Source organism: Methylobacterium brachythecii, assembly GCF_014196345.1.
In the GTDB taxonomy this organism is placed as follows: domain Bacteria; phylum Pseudomonadota; class Alphaproteobacteria; order Rhizobiales; family Beijerinckiaceae; genus Methylobacterium; species Methylobacterium brachythecii.
In genome coordinates this window covers 84,429-98,728 of sequence record NZ_JACIDN010000006.1, presented here as the reverse complement: position 1 = coordinate 98,728, position 14,300 = coordinate 84,429, and the positions used below count along the sequence as shown (strand labels likewise).

Here is a 14,300-nt window from a genome sequence, read left to right as displayed (position 1 = left end):
ATGTCTCGCCAACGCTCTTCCGGAGACCTACTGGCCGACCGCCGCTTCGCCTATGCGGAGGCGTGTCTCGCCGAGGGAGAGGCTGGGGCTGCCGCCGAGATGGCGGAGCAGGCCATCGAGATCGCGCCGCGATACGCTCCCGCTTGGTTCCTGCTCGGCCGGGCGCGCGAGGCGTTGTTCCTGGCCTCGAACGAGCCTGCCGCCGAGGAGGCCGCCCGGGCGGCCTATGCCAAGGCACTGGACATTGACCCGGACGACGCCCTCGGAGCGCGACTTCACCTCGCCGATCTCGGCACGGGCGACGCCCTGGCCGCGATCACGCCGGACTATGTGCGGGCGCTCTTCGACGGCTACGCCGCGCGCTTCGAGCGGCACCTCGTCGACGATCTGCATTATCGCGGACCGGAACTGATCATCGAGGCGCTCGACGCCCTGCGCGATGCTCGACCCCGATTCGAGACGGCGCTCGATCTCGGCTGCGGAACTGGACTGATGGGACGCGCGCTTGCGGGGCGCGTCGGGTCGCTGACCGGCGTCGACCTCTCACCGGAAATGCTGGCTTTTGCGCGCCGCAGCGGGCTTTACGCGCGGCTCTGCGAGGGCGAGCTGACGGTGTTCCTCGCAGAGGAGCCGCCGGAGAGCGCCGACCTTGCGATCGCGGCTGACGTGCTGATCTATCTACCCGATCTCACCTCGGTCTTCTCGGCGATCGGCCGCGTGCTGCAGCCGGGCGCGCTCGCGGCCGTCTCGATCCAGTCGCATGACGGCGACGGCGTCGTGCTCGGGCCGGATGGTCGCTACGCGCATGGCGACGCCCATCTGTGCGAGGCCGTCAGGCGTGCTGGGCTCGACGTCGCCTTCCTCTCCCAGGCGGCCGTCAGGCGGCAGCGCGGACGGGACGTACCGGGGCGGATCGCGGTGTTGCGCAAGCCCGTTTGAGGCGGCAGATCGCGGTTTAGGTTCGCAACCTTCTCCGGATTGATCAGACCCCACTCCCCCGACGCTTCAAGCGTCCGGGAAGGGATTGCGTGAGTGCGCGCCCGGTCGTCCGTGACAGGCTAGTCGCCGCCGGTATCGCCACGCATGCGCTTGACAGCGCCGCGCCGACTCTTGGTTTCGAGCCGACGTGTCTTGGATGCGAGCGTCGGCCGCGTCGCGCGCCTCGGCTTCGGCGGCACCGCCGCTTCGGCGACGAGGGCGGCGAGACGGTCGCGGGCGTCGGCGCGGTTGCGCTCCTGGGTGCGGTGCTGACGTGCGTCGATCACCAGCACGCCATCATCGGTGAGCCGGCGCCCCGCGAGCTTCATCAGCCGAACGGCGACCGCGTTCGGCAGGGAGGGCGAGCGCCGCACGTCGAAGCGCAGCTGCACCGCGCTCGCTACCTTGTTGACGTTCTGGCCGCCCGGCCCGGAGGCGCGCACGAAGTTTTCTTCGAGCTCGGCCTCGTCGATGGCGATCTGCGGCGTGCATTGGAGCGCCATCGGCAGGGCGTCAGCCGGCTTCGGCCGGGGTGCGGGCCTTGAGCGCGAGCGCGTGGAGCCCGCGCTCGAAGGCCGGTGCGAGCATGCCGTTCACGAGGCGATGGCGCTCGACGCGGCTCTTCCCTTCGAAGGCGGCCGAGACCACATCCACCCTGTAATGCGTTTCGCCGCCCGGCCGCGCGCCGGAATGGCCGGCATGCATGTGGGACTCGTCGACCACGTCGAGATGGGTCGGCGCGAGTTCCGCCTGCAGCCTCTGTCCGATCCAGTCCTTCAGCGTGCCCTGGCCGCTCATCGTCGTCTCCAACTGCCTGCCGCGCCGGCTGATCCGAACCGGGGGCGATCGGTGCCCGTGGCCGTCAAGCCCGAAACGGCGCATGCGTCATCAGGCCCGTCGGACTTGTGTCTCCGGTCCACCCCCTCATAATCGCGTCGTCATGGATCTCAACTCGCCGCTGTTCGACAGCATCCGCATCAAGCCCAAATGCGACGACCCGAATGCCGACTCGGGCAAGACTGGCGCGGGCAAGGGCGGCGGCAGGAAAGGCGCGGCCGGCAAAGCTGCGGCCGACGCGCTCTGCGAGGTGCCCGGTTGCGAGCATCCCGGCCTCTACCGCGCCCCCAAGGGCCGCAAGCACGAGGGCGAGTACCTTCGCTTCTGCATCGATCACGTGCGCGCCTACAACGCCTCCTACAACTACTTCGACGGCATGAACGACGACGCGGTCCAGGCCTTCCAGAAGGACGCGATCATCGGCCATCGGCCGACCTGGTCGATGGGCACCGGTGGCCGCGCGGCGGACAAGAGCAAGCCCGAGACGGAACGCGACTGGGCCTATGCCGACCCGCTCGGTGTGCTGCGGGCCGCTGGCGTCGCCGGCAAGGAGCGCCGTGCCCCTCCGGAACCGATGCGCCCTCGCCTCTCGCCTGCTGCCCGCAAGGCGCTCGACGTGCTCGGCCTCGACGAGACGGCCGACACGGCGGCGATCAAGGCGCAGTACAAGACCCTGGTGAAGCGCTTCCACCCCGACGCCAATGGCGGCGACCGCTCCTTCGAGGACCGGCTGCGCGACATCATCCGCGCCCACGACGTGCTGCGCGCCGCCAACCTCTGCTGATCGAGGCGCGCGCCCACGGCATGAAGGATGCTACCCAACGGGGGGCGGCAATCCCGTCGCCGGGAACTATATCCGGCCAGCCCCCTTGGCGGCTGCCGGACCCGGCGACTAAGGAAGGCATCGATATTCCGTCCAGCGGCCTGTCCTAGAGCCAGGCGCAAGCCAGCGATTGACGCGGGCGCACGCGCCCCGAAGAGGCCATTCATGCTTTCTGACGACACGTACGCCTCGCTCCCCGACCGGGAAGTCTCCGTCCGCGAGGCCTTCGGCATCGACCTCGACCTCAAGGTGCCCGCCTTCTCCGAGGCCGACGAGCACGTTCCGGACCGCGACGAGGACTATATCTTCGACCGCGAGACCACGCTCTCGATCCTGGCGGGCTTCGCCAAGAACCGCCGCGTCATGGTCACCGGCTATCACGGCACCGGCAAGTCGACGCACATCGAGCAGGTCGCCTCGCGGCTGAACTGGCCTTGCGTGCGGGTGAACCTCGACAGCCACATCTCGCGCATCGATCTCGTCGGCAAGGACGCCATCGTCCTGCAGGAAGGCAAGCAGGTCACCGCCTTCCAGGACGGCATTCTGCCTTGGGCGCTCCAGAACAACGTCGCGCTTGTCTTCGACGAATACGATGCCGGCCGCCCGGACGTGATGTTCGTGATTCAGCGCGTGCTGGAGGTGTCCGGCCGCCTGACGCTGCTCGACCAGAAGCGCGTCATCCGCCCTCACCCGGCCTTTCGCCTGTTCGCCACGGCCAACACGGTGGGCCTCGGCGATACGTCGGGACTCTATCACGGCACGCAGCAGATCAATCAGGGCCAGATGGACCGCTGGTCGATCGTCACGACGCTGAACTACCTGCCGCATGACCGCGAGGTGGACATCATCCTCTCGAAGGCCGTCCATTACCGCAACGAGCAGGGCAAGGACCTGGTCAACCGGATGGTGCGCGTCGCGGACCTCACCCGCAACGCGTTCATCAACGGCGATCTCTCGACCGTGATGAGCCCGCGCACGGTGATCACCTGGGCCGAGAATGCCGACATCTTCAAGGATATCGGCTTCGCCTTCCGCGTGACCTTCCTGAATAAGTGCGACGAGCTGGAGCGACCGCTCGTCGCCGAATTCTACCAGCGCGCCTTCGGCAAGGAGCTGCCCGAGAGCGCGGTGAACGTGGCCCTGAGCTGACGGACGAACACGCTTGTCCATCCCCAACCGCAGCAAGGCTGCCGCCAACCGTGAGCCCGTCGCAGAGCCGCTGAAGCGCTCCGTGGCCGGCTGCCTGCGGGCGATCGCGCGGCGCTCCGAGGTCGAGGTCACCTACGCCAGCGACCGTCCTGCCCTGCTCGGCGACAAGGCGCGTCTCCCGGAGCCTGCCCGCAAGCTGACGCCCGAAGACGTGGCGGTGCTGCGCGGCCATTCGGATTCGATGGCTTTGCGCCTCGGTTGCCACGATGCCGGCGTGCACCGCCGGCTCGCGCCGGAGAATGCGCAGGCCCGCTCGGTGTTCGATGCCGTCGAACAGGCCCGCGTCGAGGCGATCGGCTCGCGCCGTATGGCCGGCGTCGCCTCCAACATCACCGCGATGCTGGAGGATCGCTACCATCGCGGCGGCCGCTACGAGGACATCACCGACCGCGCCGACGCGCCGATGGAGGATGCCGTCGCGCTGATGGTGCGCGAGCGCCTGACCGGCCAGCGCCCCCCGGCCGCCGCGCGAAAGATCGTCGACCTCTGGCGCGAGCATATCGAGGAGAAGGCGGGCAAGAACCTCGACGGCCTGATTGGCTCGCTAGAGAACCAGCGCGCCTTCGCGCGCTCGGTGCGCGACCTCCTGACCTCCCTCGACATGGCGGACGAGACGCCGTTCGATCCGGAGGACGACGAGAACGAGGACGAGTCCGAGAGCCAGGACGACGAGCAGCAGCCCAATAGCGGCGACGCCGAGGAGCAGTCGCAGGGCGACCGCGCCGAGATCGAGGTCACGGAAGAAGAGGCCGAGGATCTCGACGAGGGAGCAACCGAATCGGCCGACGCTCCATCGGGCGAACTCCCCGACGACGCCGATGACGCCGACTCGGAGCAGGCCTCGGAGAATTCACGGCCGCCGACCCCGCGCCCCAACCAGGTCATCGGCCCCGAATACAAGGTCTACAATCCGCGCTTCGACGAGGAGGTCCACGCCGAAGACCTCTGCGATGCCGAAGAACTGTCGCGACTGCGCTCCTATCTCGACAAGCAGCTCGCCCATCTCCAGGGCGTGGTCGGCCGGCTCGCCAACCGCTTGCAGCGCCGCTTGCTCGCGCAACAGAACCGCGCCTGGGACTTCGATCTCGAAGAGGGCCAGCTCGATCCGGCCAGGCTGGTGCGCGTGGTCATGGACCCGTTCCAGCCCCTCTCCTTCAAGCAGGAGAAGGACACCAATTTCCGCGATACCGTCGTCACGCTGCTGCTCGACAATTCGGGCTCGATGCGCGGCCGGCCGATCACGGTGGCGGCGACCTGCGCCGACATTCTCGCGCGCACGCTGGAGCGCTGCGGCGTCAAGGTCGAGATCCTCGGCTTCACGACGCGGGCCTGGAAGGGCGGCCAGTCGCGCGAGGCGTGGCTCGCCGGCGCCAAGCCGTCGTCGCCGGGTCGCCTGAACGACCTGCGCCACATCATCTATAAACCCGCCGACGCCCCCTGGCGCCGTGCCCGAAAGAATCTCGGGCTGATGATGCGCGAGGGGCTGCTCAAGGAGAACATCGATGGCGAAGCCCTCGATTGGGCGCATAAGCGCCTGCTCGGTCGCCCCGAGCAGCGTAAGATCCTGATGGTGATCTCCGACGGCGCCCCGGTCGACGATTCGACGCTCTCGGTCAACCCTGGCAACTACCTCGAACGGCACCTGCGCTGGATGATCGAAGAGATCGAGACGCGCTCGCCGGTCGAACTCCTCGCCATCGGCATCGGCCACGACGTGACCCGATACTACCGGCGCGCCGTGACGATCATCGACGCCGAGGAACTCGGTGGCGCGATGACCGAGAAGCTGGCGGAGCTGTTCGAGGAGGACGCACGGGGCGCCCCGGCGCGGCCGGCGCCGCGCAGATCGCCTACGAGGATCGCGGCAACGCGGGTCTCCGGCGCCCGATGAGCGAGGCGCCTCCGGCCGTGGTCCGCTTGACCGTGTCGGATGCGCTGAATGCGGCCCGGCTGCATCACCGTTACGCCATGGCCACCCGCAGTACGATCCTGTTGGTCGCCGTGCTTGCCATGGGCGCGGCACTCGCCACCTACGCCGCCGTGGCCCCATCCCGTGACGCGGCTTGGATCGCGGCGATCGCCGTGTTGGTGATGGCCGCCTATCTCTACGGCCTTTTCCTGTTCGTCCGTTGGGTGGTCCTGCCGTGGACCGTTCGCCGGCAATTCCGCGAGCAGCGCAGCCTCAAGGAAGAGCTTCACGTCAGATGGAGCGAGCGCAGCTACGAGGTCGTCGGCGAGACGATGCGCTCCGACCTGCCCTGGGGCGATTACGTGAAGTGGCAGGAGAACGGCGAGCTGATCCTGCTCTACATCTCGTCGCGAGCCTATCAGATCCTGCCGAAACGGATCCTCACGGCGCAGCAGGTCGCGGAGCTCCGCAGTCACCTGCAGCAGGCCGGCGTGAAGCGGCAACGGGCGTTCTTCGGCTGACGGCTGGCTGCCGCGGCACGGCGCTTTCGGAGAAAGGCATGGGCAAGGTCACTATCACCGCCCACGGGAGCGGCAGCCACGACGAAAGGAACGATCGCTGGACGTTCCCGCGAGAGCTGCATGCGGTCGACACGATCGAGAACGGCGAGCGCATCGGCTTTTGCTACGAGGTGACGGGTAAGGGGGAGACGGTCTCGGTCGCGCTTTCGATCGTTTTCCATGCCGAGGACGAAGCAGCTCCGCCGCCCGACTACGTCGAGACCGCCGTCACGCCGAACACGACGTTCTTCCGGTCCGAAACACCACCCGCCGCCTTCTTCGAGGCCTGCATCCCGATGCAGGTAAGCTTCTCGGCGCGCCCATCTCCGCGAGGGCGGCCCGCAACGGCGTCGATGCTGATGATGCCGGCCGATCTCGGCCGGGTCCTGTCGGATCACGGCTTCGCGCCGGCGACGGACGCGATGATCGCCGCGCATGAATCCCGCTTCGGCATGCGCCTGCGGCCGGACTATCGAGCGTTTCTCAAGAGCAAGAACGGCTTGAGCCTCTCATGGTATCGCGATCCGGTCTGGAGCTTCGTGGCCGACCGGCATCGTGAAAAGGGCGGGTCGGGCGATTTCTTCGACGACGCCACCGCTCAGGAAGCGGCGATCCGCGCGAAGCTCCGGGCACGTGCCGAGGGCCCGCGACACCTGTTTGGGCTCGGCAACCGCAACCCTGCCGCCGATTTCGACCTCGCGACCGGCGACGGCGAATTCAACTTCTATTGCGGTGAGTTGATGCGGCATGCCTATCTCGTCGGGGTTGATGCGGGCGGCAACAACTTCGTGCAGGTCGCCGAGGGGCGCCACGGCGGCAGGATCTTCGGGGTCGATCACGAGACGTACTACGGAGGCCTGTCCTCGTTCGTCGACTTCGATGGGCTCGACGACGACGAAACGGCGGATCTGCCCTGGTCGGACATTCACGAGGCCACGACCGACGCCGTCATCGACAAGGCCGTGGAGTTCGGATTTCTCTACCCGGTCGCCGACGACGTCACGACGTTCTGCGACCGCGAGATCGCCGTGGTGGAGGCGGTGATCGAAGCACTCGCGCCGACCTATCTGGACCCGTATCGCTGATCGCGGCTCACGCCCGCCCGAGCAGCATCAGCCAGCCCACGGTCGTTGCGGCCCCGGCGATCGTCGAGACGAGGAGCGAGGCGGCGATGACGCCCTGCTCGGTCCGATAGCGAGCGGCGAGCAAATACGAGTTGATCCCCACCGGCATCGCCGCGAACAGCACGGCCACGCCCGCATAGGCCGGCGGCATCGTGAAGACGTGGAAGGCGAGGACGTAGACGGCGAACGGGTGCATCCCGAGCTTCAGCGCCGCGATGATGGTGGCGCCGGGCAGGTCGTGCAGCACGCGGTAGCGTCTCAGGGCGGCGCCCAGCGCGATCAGCGCACAGGTCGAGGCCGTACTGCCGATGTCGGTGAGCAGGGTCTTGGCCATCCCGCTCGGATTGATGCCGAACACCTTCATGGCCATGCCAGTCAGCAGCGCCAGGAAGATCGGATTCTTGATCAGGACGAGTCCGAGCCCCTTGATCCGGTCCGCGAGAGAACGGTCGCCGTCCGACTCGATCAGGAAGGTGGCCGCCCCCATCATCAGCGGCAGATGCACGGCGAGCAGCATGAAGAGCGGAAAGGCGCCTTCCTCGCCATAGGCCTGCAGGATCATCGGAACGCCGACGAAGATCGTGTTCGACTGACTCGCCGCGAAGCCGTGCAGGATCGCGCCGCGCCGGTCGACTCCCTCCCGCCGGGTGCCGATGAAGGAGGCGATGGCCCAGGCGACCGCCACACCGCCGAAATAGCTGAACCAGTAGCCCCAGGCGATCTCGCCGCTCATGCCGGGGCGCGTCAGCGTCGTGATGATCAGCGCGGGAATCGCGATCGCGAAGACGTACTCCGACAGCCCTTCGCTGACGCGGTCGGACAGCACCTTGGTGAGGGCCGCGAGCCAGCCGATCATCACGAGGCCGAAGATCGGGATGACGAGCGTCAGCGCGGTCATGGATCACAGTCGGGCATGACGAAGCCGCCGAGACGCGGAGGGCGCCCGGCGGCTAAAGTTCTCAGAGAACCGGATGCCGCGGCGGGCCGAGCCAATCAGGCTGCGGCGGCGTCCGAGGTCTCGCCGAGCTTCTTCTGAATCTCGCGCTTGAGCAGCTTCGCGTTCTGCGACAGCTCGACCTCGCGTGCCTTCACGAGGAAGGCGTCGAGGCCGCCGCGATGCTCCACCGAGCGCAGGGCATGCGCGGTGACGCGAAGGCGGACGCGGCGGTTCAGCGAATCCGACGTCAGGGTGACGTTGACGAGATTCGGCAGGAACCGGCACTTCGTCTTGTGGTTCGAGTGGCTGACGAGGTGGCCGACCTGCACGGCTTTGCCCGTGAGTTCGCAGCGGCGCGACATTGACGTTTATCCCGTATCGTTCCGCGAACAAACGACGCGCCGGTCTGTTTTGCGAGCGATGTGCGGCTCTCGCCGCGCACTCGAAAAACCCGCGCGTGAATTCGATGAAGTCCAGCGGAGTCCTGTTGAAGGCGCGAGGCTATAGGGGACGGGCCCCTGTTTCGTCAAGGCGAACCTTGGCACACGCGGCTCAATCCGCGTGATCCGGAACGCCTCCCGGAAACAAATGACGGTAAGGCCGCGCCCCGTCGATCGCCCGCTTTACCGAGGGCCTGTCCCTCAGCCGCGCGAGATAGGCCTTGAGGTGCGGGTGGGTCGCGTCGATCGGCTGAACCCAATCGGCGTAGAACAGGAAGGGACCGGCCCCGCAATCCGCCAGGCTGAACATGTCGGCCGCCGCCCATATCCGGGTCGCCATCCGGTCGTCGAGCCAGCGGTAGGAGGTGGCGAGCATGGCCCGCGCGTCGTCGACGCCTTGCTGGTCGTGTGCCTGGGGAGCCCGCATCCGGTCGGCCACGATCTTCTGCTGCGGCGTCGAGACGTAGTTGTCGAAGAAGCGATCGAGCAGCCGCATGTCGAGGCGCGCATCCGGGTCCTCCGGCAGCAGCCGTTCGGCTCCCGGATAGTGCAGGTCAAGGTACTCGATGATGATGCTGGCCTCGGGCACGGTCTGCCCTCGGGTATCGTCGACCAGGACCGGGAACTTGCCGATCGGCCACAGCGCCTTGAAGGCACCGAACGTCGCTTGATCGAGCAGAACCGACTCGAACGGCGTCTCCGCTTCGTAGAGGGCGATCATCGCCTTCCACGAATAGGAGGAGAAGGGGTGCGCGTGCAGGGTCAGCGTCATGGTGTCTCCTCGGCCGTGTGGCGGTTTCCGTCGACCCGAGGACGGCTGGGCGAGCGGCGATCCGACACGCCGAAATGATCGGCGCGCAGTTTTTAGACGGATTCGGGATGTGCTAGGGCGCTCGCCGACGCGCGGAAGCCAAATCCGCCCCCCGGAGCCGTTGTCCATGTCGAACGAACCGCGCCCGCTCGCCGTCGAGACGGCGCGAGAGACGGCTCCCGGCGCGAGCGCCCTGAACCTCACCCAGCGCCCGCGCCGCAACCGCAAGGCAGACTGGTCGCGCCGCCTCGTTCGCGAGCACACGCTGAGCGTGGATGACCTGATTTGGCCGCTCTTCCTGATCGAGGGTGAGGGACGGCGTGAGCCCATCGCTTCCATGCCCGGCGTCGAGCGCCGGAGTGTGGACGAGGTGGTGCGAGACGCGGAACGAGCCGCGCGCCTCGGCATTCCCGCGATCACGCTGTTTCCGTACACGGAGCCGGCCCTGCGCGATGAAAGCGGTTCCGAGGCACTCAACCGCGAAAACCTCGTCTGCCGCGCCGTGCGGGCGGTGAAGAAGGCGGTGCCCGAGATCGGCATCATGACCGACGTGGCGCTCGACCCCTATACCAGCCACGGCCATGACGGCCTGATTGAGGACGGCGCCATCCTCAACGACGAGACCGTCGCGGTGCTCGTCGAGCAGAGCCTGATCCAGGCCGAGGCCGGCACCGACATCATCGCCCCCTCCGACATGATGGACGGCCGCGTCGGTGCCATCCGCGCCGGGCTCGACAAGGCCGGCTTCCGCGATGTCCAGATCATGGCCTACGCGGCCAAATATGCGAGCGCCTTCTACGGCCCGTTCCGTGATGCCATCGGCACCAAGGCGGCCCTGGTTGGCGACAAGCGCACCTACCAGATGGACCCCGGCAACGGCCTCGAGGCCTTGCGCGAGGTCGCCCTCGATCTCGCCGAGGGTGCGGATTCGGTGATGGTGAAGCCGGGGATGCCGTATCTCGACATCATCCGCCGCGTGAAGGACGAGTTCGGCGTGCCGACCTTCGCCTACCAGGTGTCCGGCGAGTACGCGATGATCGAGGCCGCCGCCAAGAACGGCTGGCTCGACGGCGATCGCGCCATGACCGAAAGCCTTCTCGCGTTCAAGCGCGCAGGGGCCGACGGAGTGTTGACCTACTACGCCGCGCGCGTGGCGGAGCGTCTGCGCGCCGGTGCGTGACCTGCTCAGGAGGACGCGCTGCGCCGTCCTCGTCCTCCTACTGCCCGCCCTGTCGGGCTGCGACCGGGGTCTCGATGCACGCCGCGCGGCGGTCTGCCGACGCGCCGTCCCCGCCCTGGTCCCGCGCGATGCCAGCGTCTCGCTCCTGCGCGTCGGGTCTGGTTCATCCGCCGACAGCATCCGCGTCGACTATCGGCTGACGGGCAGCGGCGACGCCGCGAAGGCGCGCTGGATCGTCTGCGCCTTCGGGCCGGGATCGAGCCTCGACTCGATCACCACGGAGTCCGGCCCCGTCAGCGGCGCGTCCGTTTATCTGCTCCGGCACTATTATCTCGACACGCCAGAAGCCGTGGCGGCGGATCCCGCCGGCCGGTGAGCCGTCTTCGTCGTCGGGATTTGCGCGAGGCGTCGCGCTGACCGAGCGCTCTCTGGCTCTGCGCTGAGCGGTCAGCAGCCCCAAGCCTATCGCATTGATCTTGCGAGCGATTTCGCTTAGCCGAGCGGCCTTCCCAAAAACAGCCACAGGACTATTGGATGCGGAGCTTGCTCTCGCTCGCCCTTCTTGTCGTTTGCGCGCTCGGCATCGTGCCCGGGGCGCAGGCCGCGACCAGTTACGTTTCGTTTCAGCCCCAGGTTCGTGGAATGGGCTGCCTACAACCGCGCACGCGGGCCATGATCGCGCATCTGACATCGCGCGTCGGTCCGATCCAGATCACCTCGACCTGTGGCGGACGCCACGCCCACAATTCGCAGCACTATCGCGGCGCGGCCGTGGATTTTCGTCCGAAAGCCAAGTCAGTCTCCGCGACCCTCGCCGTGCTGCGCAGTATGCCGGAGGTCGGTGGCATCGGCTCTTATTCGGGCGGTCTGATCCATGCCGATATCGGCCAGCGCCGCATGGCCTGGTACGGCAGGGCGCGGCAACATCTGGCACGCGGTCACTTCCACGCCCGCTATGCCAGCGCGCAGCGCTACCGCCGCGGCAGCAACGGCTAACGCGACGATGCCGGGGCCTGCCGTATCTCGCAGGCCTCGGCAAAGAAGGGCCGGCAGCCCATGGGCACCGCCCCTTGGAACGGTCGAAAGGGCCTCTTACTTTCTGGGAGACAGGTCCTCACCGAGCAGCGCCCGATGAACCAGCCCCATACCGATTACGCTCAGCCCTACGGTGCCACCGGATATGGCGGCCCCCTGCCCGTGCCATATGTGCGGGCGAGCCTCGGCGGCCGGACGGTCGCCTATCTGTTCGACATCGCCTTCATCTTCTTGTTCACCGCGATCCTGGCGACCGCCATTGCGGTGATCGGCCTGCTGACCTTCGGTTTCGGCTGGACGCTTTTCGCGATCCTGCCCGCGAGCGGCATCATTTACAGCGCGGTGACCGTTGGTGGTTCGAAGCAGAGCACCTGGGGCATGCGGATGCTCGGGCTGCGCGTCGTGGCTCCCGAGAGCGGCGGACGAGTGGACATCCTGACGGCGGCGATCCACGCGCTGCTGTTCTACGTGGCGATCTCGACCTTCCTGCTCTGGTGCGTCGACGTGCTGTTCGGCCTGCTGCGCCCCGATCGTCGGCTCGGCCACGACCTGATCCTCGGACTAGCGGTGGTGCGGGCCTGATATTTGCTGGAGCGAACGGGCGGGACTTGCCACGAAGCCCATTGAGCGGCGCGGCGATGCCGTTACACTCCAAAGTCGGCGCGGCATCGTCCGCTCCGGCGGACCCTGGGCATCGATCGGCGTGACGAGTCATCCACGCGACACACCGCAATTCTATCTGACGGCCGCCTCCCCCTGCCCCTATCTCGAGGGTCAGGAGGAGCGGAAGGTGTTCACGCATCTCGTCGGGCGCCGGGCGCGGGACCTCAACGAGATCCTGACGCAGGGTGGCTTCCGCCGTTCGCAGACCATCGCCTACCGGCCGGCCTGCGAGACCTGCCGCGCCTGCATCTCGGTTCGCGTGCTCGTCGACGATTTCCGGCCCACCGGCAGCCAGCGGCGTATCCTGCAGCGCAGCTCTGACCTAGTCGGTACGCCGGAATCCAATCGGCCGGCCTCGGAGCAATACGCCCTGTTCCGCCGCTACCTCGATGCGCGCCACGGCGACGGCGGCATGGTGGACATGACCGTGCTCGACTACGCGATGATGATCGAGGACAGCCACGTCGACACACATCTCGTGGTCTATCGCCGTCGCGGACCCGACACCGCCATCAACGGGCGCGGGCGTGGCGGCCCGGTCGCCGTCTGTCTGACGGACGTGCTCGCCGACGGCCTGTCGATGGTCTACTCGTTCTACGACCCGGACGAGGCCTCGCGCTCGCTCGGCACCTATATGATCCTCGATCACATCCGCCGGGCGCAGGAGATGGGGTTGCCCTATCTCTATCTCGGCTACTGGGTCGAGGGCTCGCGGAAGATGGACTACAAGGCCCGCTTCCGCCCACAGGAACGGCTGATGCCTCAGGGCTGGGCGCGGGTGGAGTGAGCCAGCGCCTTTAGCGCGTTATTTCTTGGCGTCGCCCTCTGGCTCGAAGCACATCAGATCGTCCGCCGCCACCGTCGGTCCCGTGTAATGCTCGGCGATCGTGGCGAGGTTCTTCGGCAGGACGTTCAGGCTGCGCGCCATGTTGTGCGACAGCACGAGCTTCCGGACGTGCGCGGCCTTGGCGAGCTTGCCGATCTCGCTCGGCCGGTCGTGCAGCGCGGCCTCGACCGGGCCTGCATCCTCCGGCACGGCGTGATCCATGACCAGGATGTCGGCCCCTTCGATCATCGCGGTGAAATCGGGATTGTCGCCGCCCTGGTCTCCCGAGAACGCGAACTTGCGTCCTCTCACCTCGACGACGTAGCCGAGCGCCGGCACCGGGCCGTGCATCACGCCGACGGAGCTGAGCTTGAACGCGGCGTTGGCGAAGGCCTTCTGCGGCTTTTCCGATTTTGCCGAGATTTCGGCAATTTCCGCCTTCGCCAGGCCGCCTGATCCGTCGAGATAGCCTGAGAGATAGCGATAGGCTCCGCGCCGCGCATCGAACAGGGCATCCATGTAGGCGCGCATGCCGGGGAAAGCGGGGCTGCCCGTCGGCCCGATGATCGGCAGGGGGCGCTTGCGGTCGCTGAAAAATCCGCTTTTCAGGATCGCCGCGAGGTCCGTGACGTGGTCGGCGTGGAGATGGGTGATCGCGATGGCATCGAGCGTGTCGAACCGCGCCTTGGCTTCGCCGAAGCGCAGGAAGACGCCGCCGCCGGCATCGATCAGCAGACGCGCTTCACCGTCGATCCAGACGAGATAGCCGGAACTGGCGCGGGCATCGTCGGAAACGGGGCCGCCCGAACCGAGCACCTGGACGGCGACGGGTGCATTGCAGCCCGCTTGCACGACATGCGGCCCGAGGATCGACAAGGCCGCGAAGCCGGCAACCGTCATGCGGAAGCGAAACCGTCGCGACGCGTGCCACTCGATCGATCGAAGCATCGCGTCATCGCTTTCGTTCG

At 67.4% G+C, this 14,300-nt stretch carries 17 protein-coding genes; 11 read left to right on the top strand and 6 right to left on the bottom strand.

The features are described 5' to 3' along the window. Positions 1-939, top strand: coding sequence for a class I SAM-dependent DNA methyltransferase (locus tag GGR33_RS16490; RefSeq protein WP_183507170.1), 939 nt, complete (start codon positions 1-3; stop codon positions 937-939). Positions 940-1,058: 119 nt separating this feature from the next. On the opposite strand, the gene arfB is transcribed toward GGR33_RS16490, so the two are convergent. Next, positions 1,059-1,481 (bottom strand): alternative ribosome rescue aminoacyl-tRNA hydrolase ArfB, encoded by a 423-nt coding sequence (gene arfB / locus GGR33_RS16485; protein WP_183507168.1) that lies wholly within the window; start codon positions 1,479-1,481, stop codon positions 1,059-1,061. Positions 1,482-1,491: 10 nt separating this feature from the next. Further along, complete coding sequence (locus GGR33_RS16480) at positions 1,492-1,776, bottom strand: BolA family protein (RefSeq protein WP_183507166.1); 285 nt, start codon at positions 1,774-1,776, stop codon at positions 1,492-1,494. Positions 1,777-1,918: 142 nt separating this feature from the next. Here GGR33_RS16480 and GGR33_RS16475 point away from each other — a divergent pair, with 142 nt between their 5' ends. The 5 genes from GGR33_RS16475 to GGR33_RS16455 all read left to right on the top strand — a co-directional run bounded on the left by GGR33_RS16475 (position 1,919) and on the right by GGR33_RS16455 (position 7,401). Further along, a complete protein-coding gene (locus tag GGR33_RS16475; protein WP_183507164.1) occupies positions 1,919-2,599 on the top strand; it encodes a J domain-containing protein in 681 nt (226 codons plus the stop codon). Between the two features lie 204 nt (positions 2,600-2,803). Then, a complete protein-coding gene (gene cobS, locus GGR33_RS16470) occupies positions 2,804-3,787 on the top strand; it encodes a cobaltochelatase subunit CobS (RefSeq protein ID WP_183507161.1) in 984 nt (327 codons plus the stop codon). Between the two features lie 13 nt (positions 3,788-3,800). Next, complete coding sequence (gene cobT, locus GGR33_RS16465; RefSeq protein ID WP_183507159.1) at positions 3,801-5,738, top strand: cobaltochelatase subunit CobT; 1,938 nt, start codon at positions 3,801-3,803, stop codon at positions 5,736-5,738. Next, positions 5,735-6,277 carry a YcxB family protein gene (locus tag GGR33_RS16460; RefSeq protein WP_183507157.1) on the top strand — a complete coding sequence of 181 codons (543 nt, stop codon included), beginning with the start codon at positions 5,735-5,737 and terminating at the stop codon, positions 6,275-6,277. The genes cobT and GGR33_RS16460 overlap by 4 nt, the downstream gene beginning before the upstream one ends. Before the next feature lie 38 nt (positions 6,278-6,315). After that, positions 6,316-7,401 carry an SMI1/KNR4 family protein gene (locus tag GGR33_RS16455; protein ID WP_183507155.1) on the top strand — a complete coding sequence of 362 codons (1,086 nt, stop codon included), beginning with the start codon at positions 6,316-6,318 and terminating at the stop codon, positions 7,399-7,401. Positions 7,402-7,408: 7 nt separating this feature from the next. Here the strand turns inward: GGR33_RS16455 and GGR33_RS16450 are convergent, their stop codons facing one another. The 3 genes from GGR33_RS16450 to GGR33_RS16440 form a co-directional block, all read right to left on the bottom strand. Beyond that, positions 7,409-8,338 carry an AEC family transporter gene (locus GGR33_RS16450; protein WP_183507153.1) on the bottom strand — a complete coding sequence of 310 codons (930 nt, stop codon included), beginning with the start codon at positions 8,336-8,338 and terminating at the stop codon, positions 7,409-7,411. A 95-nt stretch (positions 8,339-8,433) separates the two neighbouring features. Beyond that, complete coding sequence (gene rpmB, locus GGR33_RS16445; protein WP_183507151.1) at positions 8,434-8,739, bottom strand: 50S ribosomal protein L28; 306 nt, start codon at positions 8,737-8,739, stop codon at positions 8,434-8,436. Positions 8,740-8,929: 190 nt separating this feature from the next. Continuing rightward, positions 8,930-9,589 (bottom strand): glutathione S-transferase family protein, encoded by a 660-nt coding sequence (locus tag GGR33_RS16440; protein WP_183507149.1) that lies wholly within the window; start codon positions 9,587-9,589, stop codon positions 8,930-8,932. Positions 9,590-9,755: 166 nt separating this feature from the next. Here GGR33_RS16440 and hemB point away from each other — a divergent pair, with 166 nt between their 5' ends. The 5 genes from hemB (at position 9,756) to GGR33_RS16415 (ending at position 13,293) form a co-directional block, all read left to right on the top strand. After that, positions 9,756-10,808 (top strand): porphobilinogen synthase, encoded by a 1,053-nt coding sequence (hemB, locus tag GGR33_RS16435; protein WP_183507147.1) that lies wholly within the window; start codon positions 9,756-9,758, stop codon positions 10,806-10,808. After that, the gene (locus GGR33_RS16430) at positions 10,801-11,184 is read left to right on the top strand and encodes a hypothetical protein (protein WP_284211551.1); all 384 of its coding nucleotides are present in this window, start codon (positions 10,801-10,803) and stop codon (positions 11,182-11,184) included. The genes hemB and GGR33_RS16430 overlap by 8 nt, the downstream gene beginning before the upstream one ends. A gap of 167 nt (positions 11,185-11,351) precedes the next feature. After that, complete coding sequence (locus GGR33_RS16425) at positions 11,352-11,804, top strand: hypothetical protein (protein WP_183507145.1); 453 nt, start codon at positions 11,352-11,354, stop codon at positions 11,802-11,804. A 135-nt stretch (positions 11,805-11,939) separates the two neighbouring features. Next, positions 11,940-12,425 carry an RDD family protein gene (locus GGR33_RS16420; protein WP_183507143.1) on the top strand — a complete coding sequence of 162 codons (486 nt, stop codon included), beginning with the start codon at positions 11,940-11,942 and terminating at the stop codon, positions 12,423-12,425. A 121-nt stretch (positions 12,426-12,546) separates the two neighbouring features. Next, complete coding sequence (locus GGR33_RS16415; RefSeq protein WP_183507141.1) at positions 12,547-13,293, top strand: arginyltransferase; 747 nt, start codon at positions 12,547-12,549, stop codon at positions 13,291-13,293. Between the two features lie 18 nt (positions 13,294-13,311). Here GGR33_RS16415 and GGR33_RS16410 read toward each other — a convergent pair whose 3' ends face one another. Beyond that, positions 13,312-14,280 (bottom strand): MBL fold metallo-hydrolase, encoded by a 969-nt coding sequence (locus GGR33_RS16410; protein ID WP_183507139.1) that lies wholly within the window; start codon positions 14,278-14,280, stop codon positions 13,312-13,314. Positions 14,281-14,300: the final 20 nt, after the last annotated feature.

Excerpts from the sequence above, each read along its gene's own strand:
- GGR33_RS16490 (WP_183507170.1), top strand. The coding sequence starts at position 1 with ATGTCTCGCCAACGCTCTTCCGGAGACCTACTGGCCGACCGCCGCTTC.
- arfB (WP_183507168.1), bottom strand. The coding sequence starts at position 1,481 with ATGGCGCTCCAATGCACGCCGCAGATCGCCATCGACGAGGCCGAGCTC.
- GGR33_RS16480 (WP_183507166.1), bottom strand. The coding sequence starts at position 1,776 with ATGAGCGGCCAGGGCACGCTGAAGGACTGGATCGGACAGAGGCTGCAG.
- GGR33_RS16475 (WP_183507164.1), top strand. The coding sequence starts at position 1,919 with ATGGATCTCAACTCGCCGCTGTTCGACAGCATCCGCATCAAGCCCAAA.
- cobS (WP_183507161.1), top strand. The coding sequence starts at position 2,804 with ATGCTTTCTGACGACACGTACGCCTCGCTCCCCGACCGGGAAGTCTCC.
- GGR33_RS16460 (WP_183507157.1), top strand. The coding sequence starts at position 5,735 with ATGAGCGAGGCGCCTCCGGCCGTGGTCCGCTTGACCGTGTCGGATGCG.
- GGR33_RS16455 (WP_183507155.1), top strand. The coding sequence starts at position 6,316 with ATGGGCAAGGTCACTATCACCGCCCACGGGAGCGGCAGCCACGACGAA.
- GGR33_RS16450 (WP_183507153.1), bottom strand. The coding sequence starts at position 8,338 with ATGACCGCGCTGACGCTCGTCATCCCGATCTTCGGCCTCGTGATGATC.
- rpmB (WP_183507151.1), bottom strand. The coding sequence starts at position 8,739 with ATGTCGCGCCGCTGCGAACTCACGGGCAAAGCCGTGCAGGTCGGCCAC.
- GGR33_RS16440 (WP_183507149.1), bottom strand. The coding sequence starts at position 9,589 with ATGACGCTGACCCTGCACGCGCACCCCTTCTCCTCCTATTCGTGGAAG.
- hemB (WP_183507147.1), top strand. The coding sequence starts at position 9,756 with ATGTCGAACGAACCGCGCCCGCTCGCCGTCGAGACGGCGCGAGAGACG.
- GGR33_RS16420 (WP_183507143.1), top strand. The coding sequence starts at position 11,940 with ATGAACCAGCCCCATACCGATTACGCTCAGCCCTACGGTGCCACCGGA.
- GGR33_RS16410 (WP_183507139.1), bottom strand. The coding sequence starts at position 14,280 with ATGCTTCGATCGATCGAGTGGCACGCGTCGCGACGGTTTCGCTTCCGC.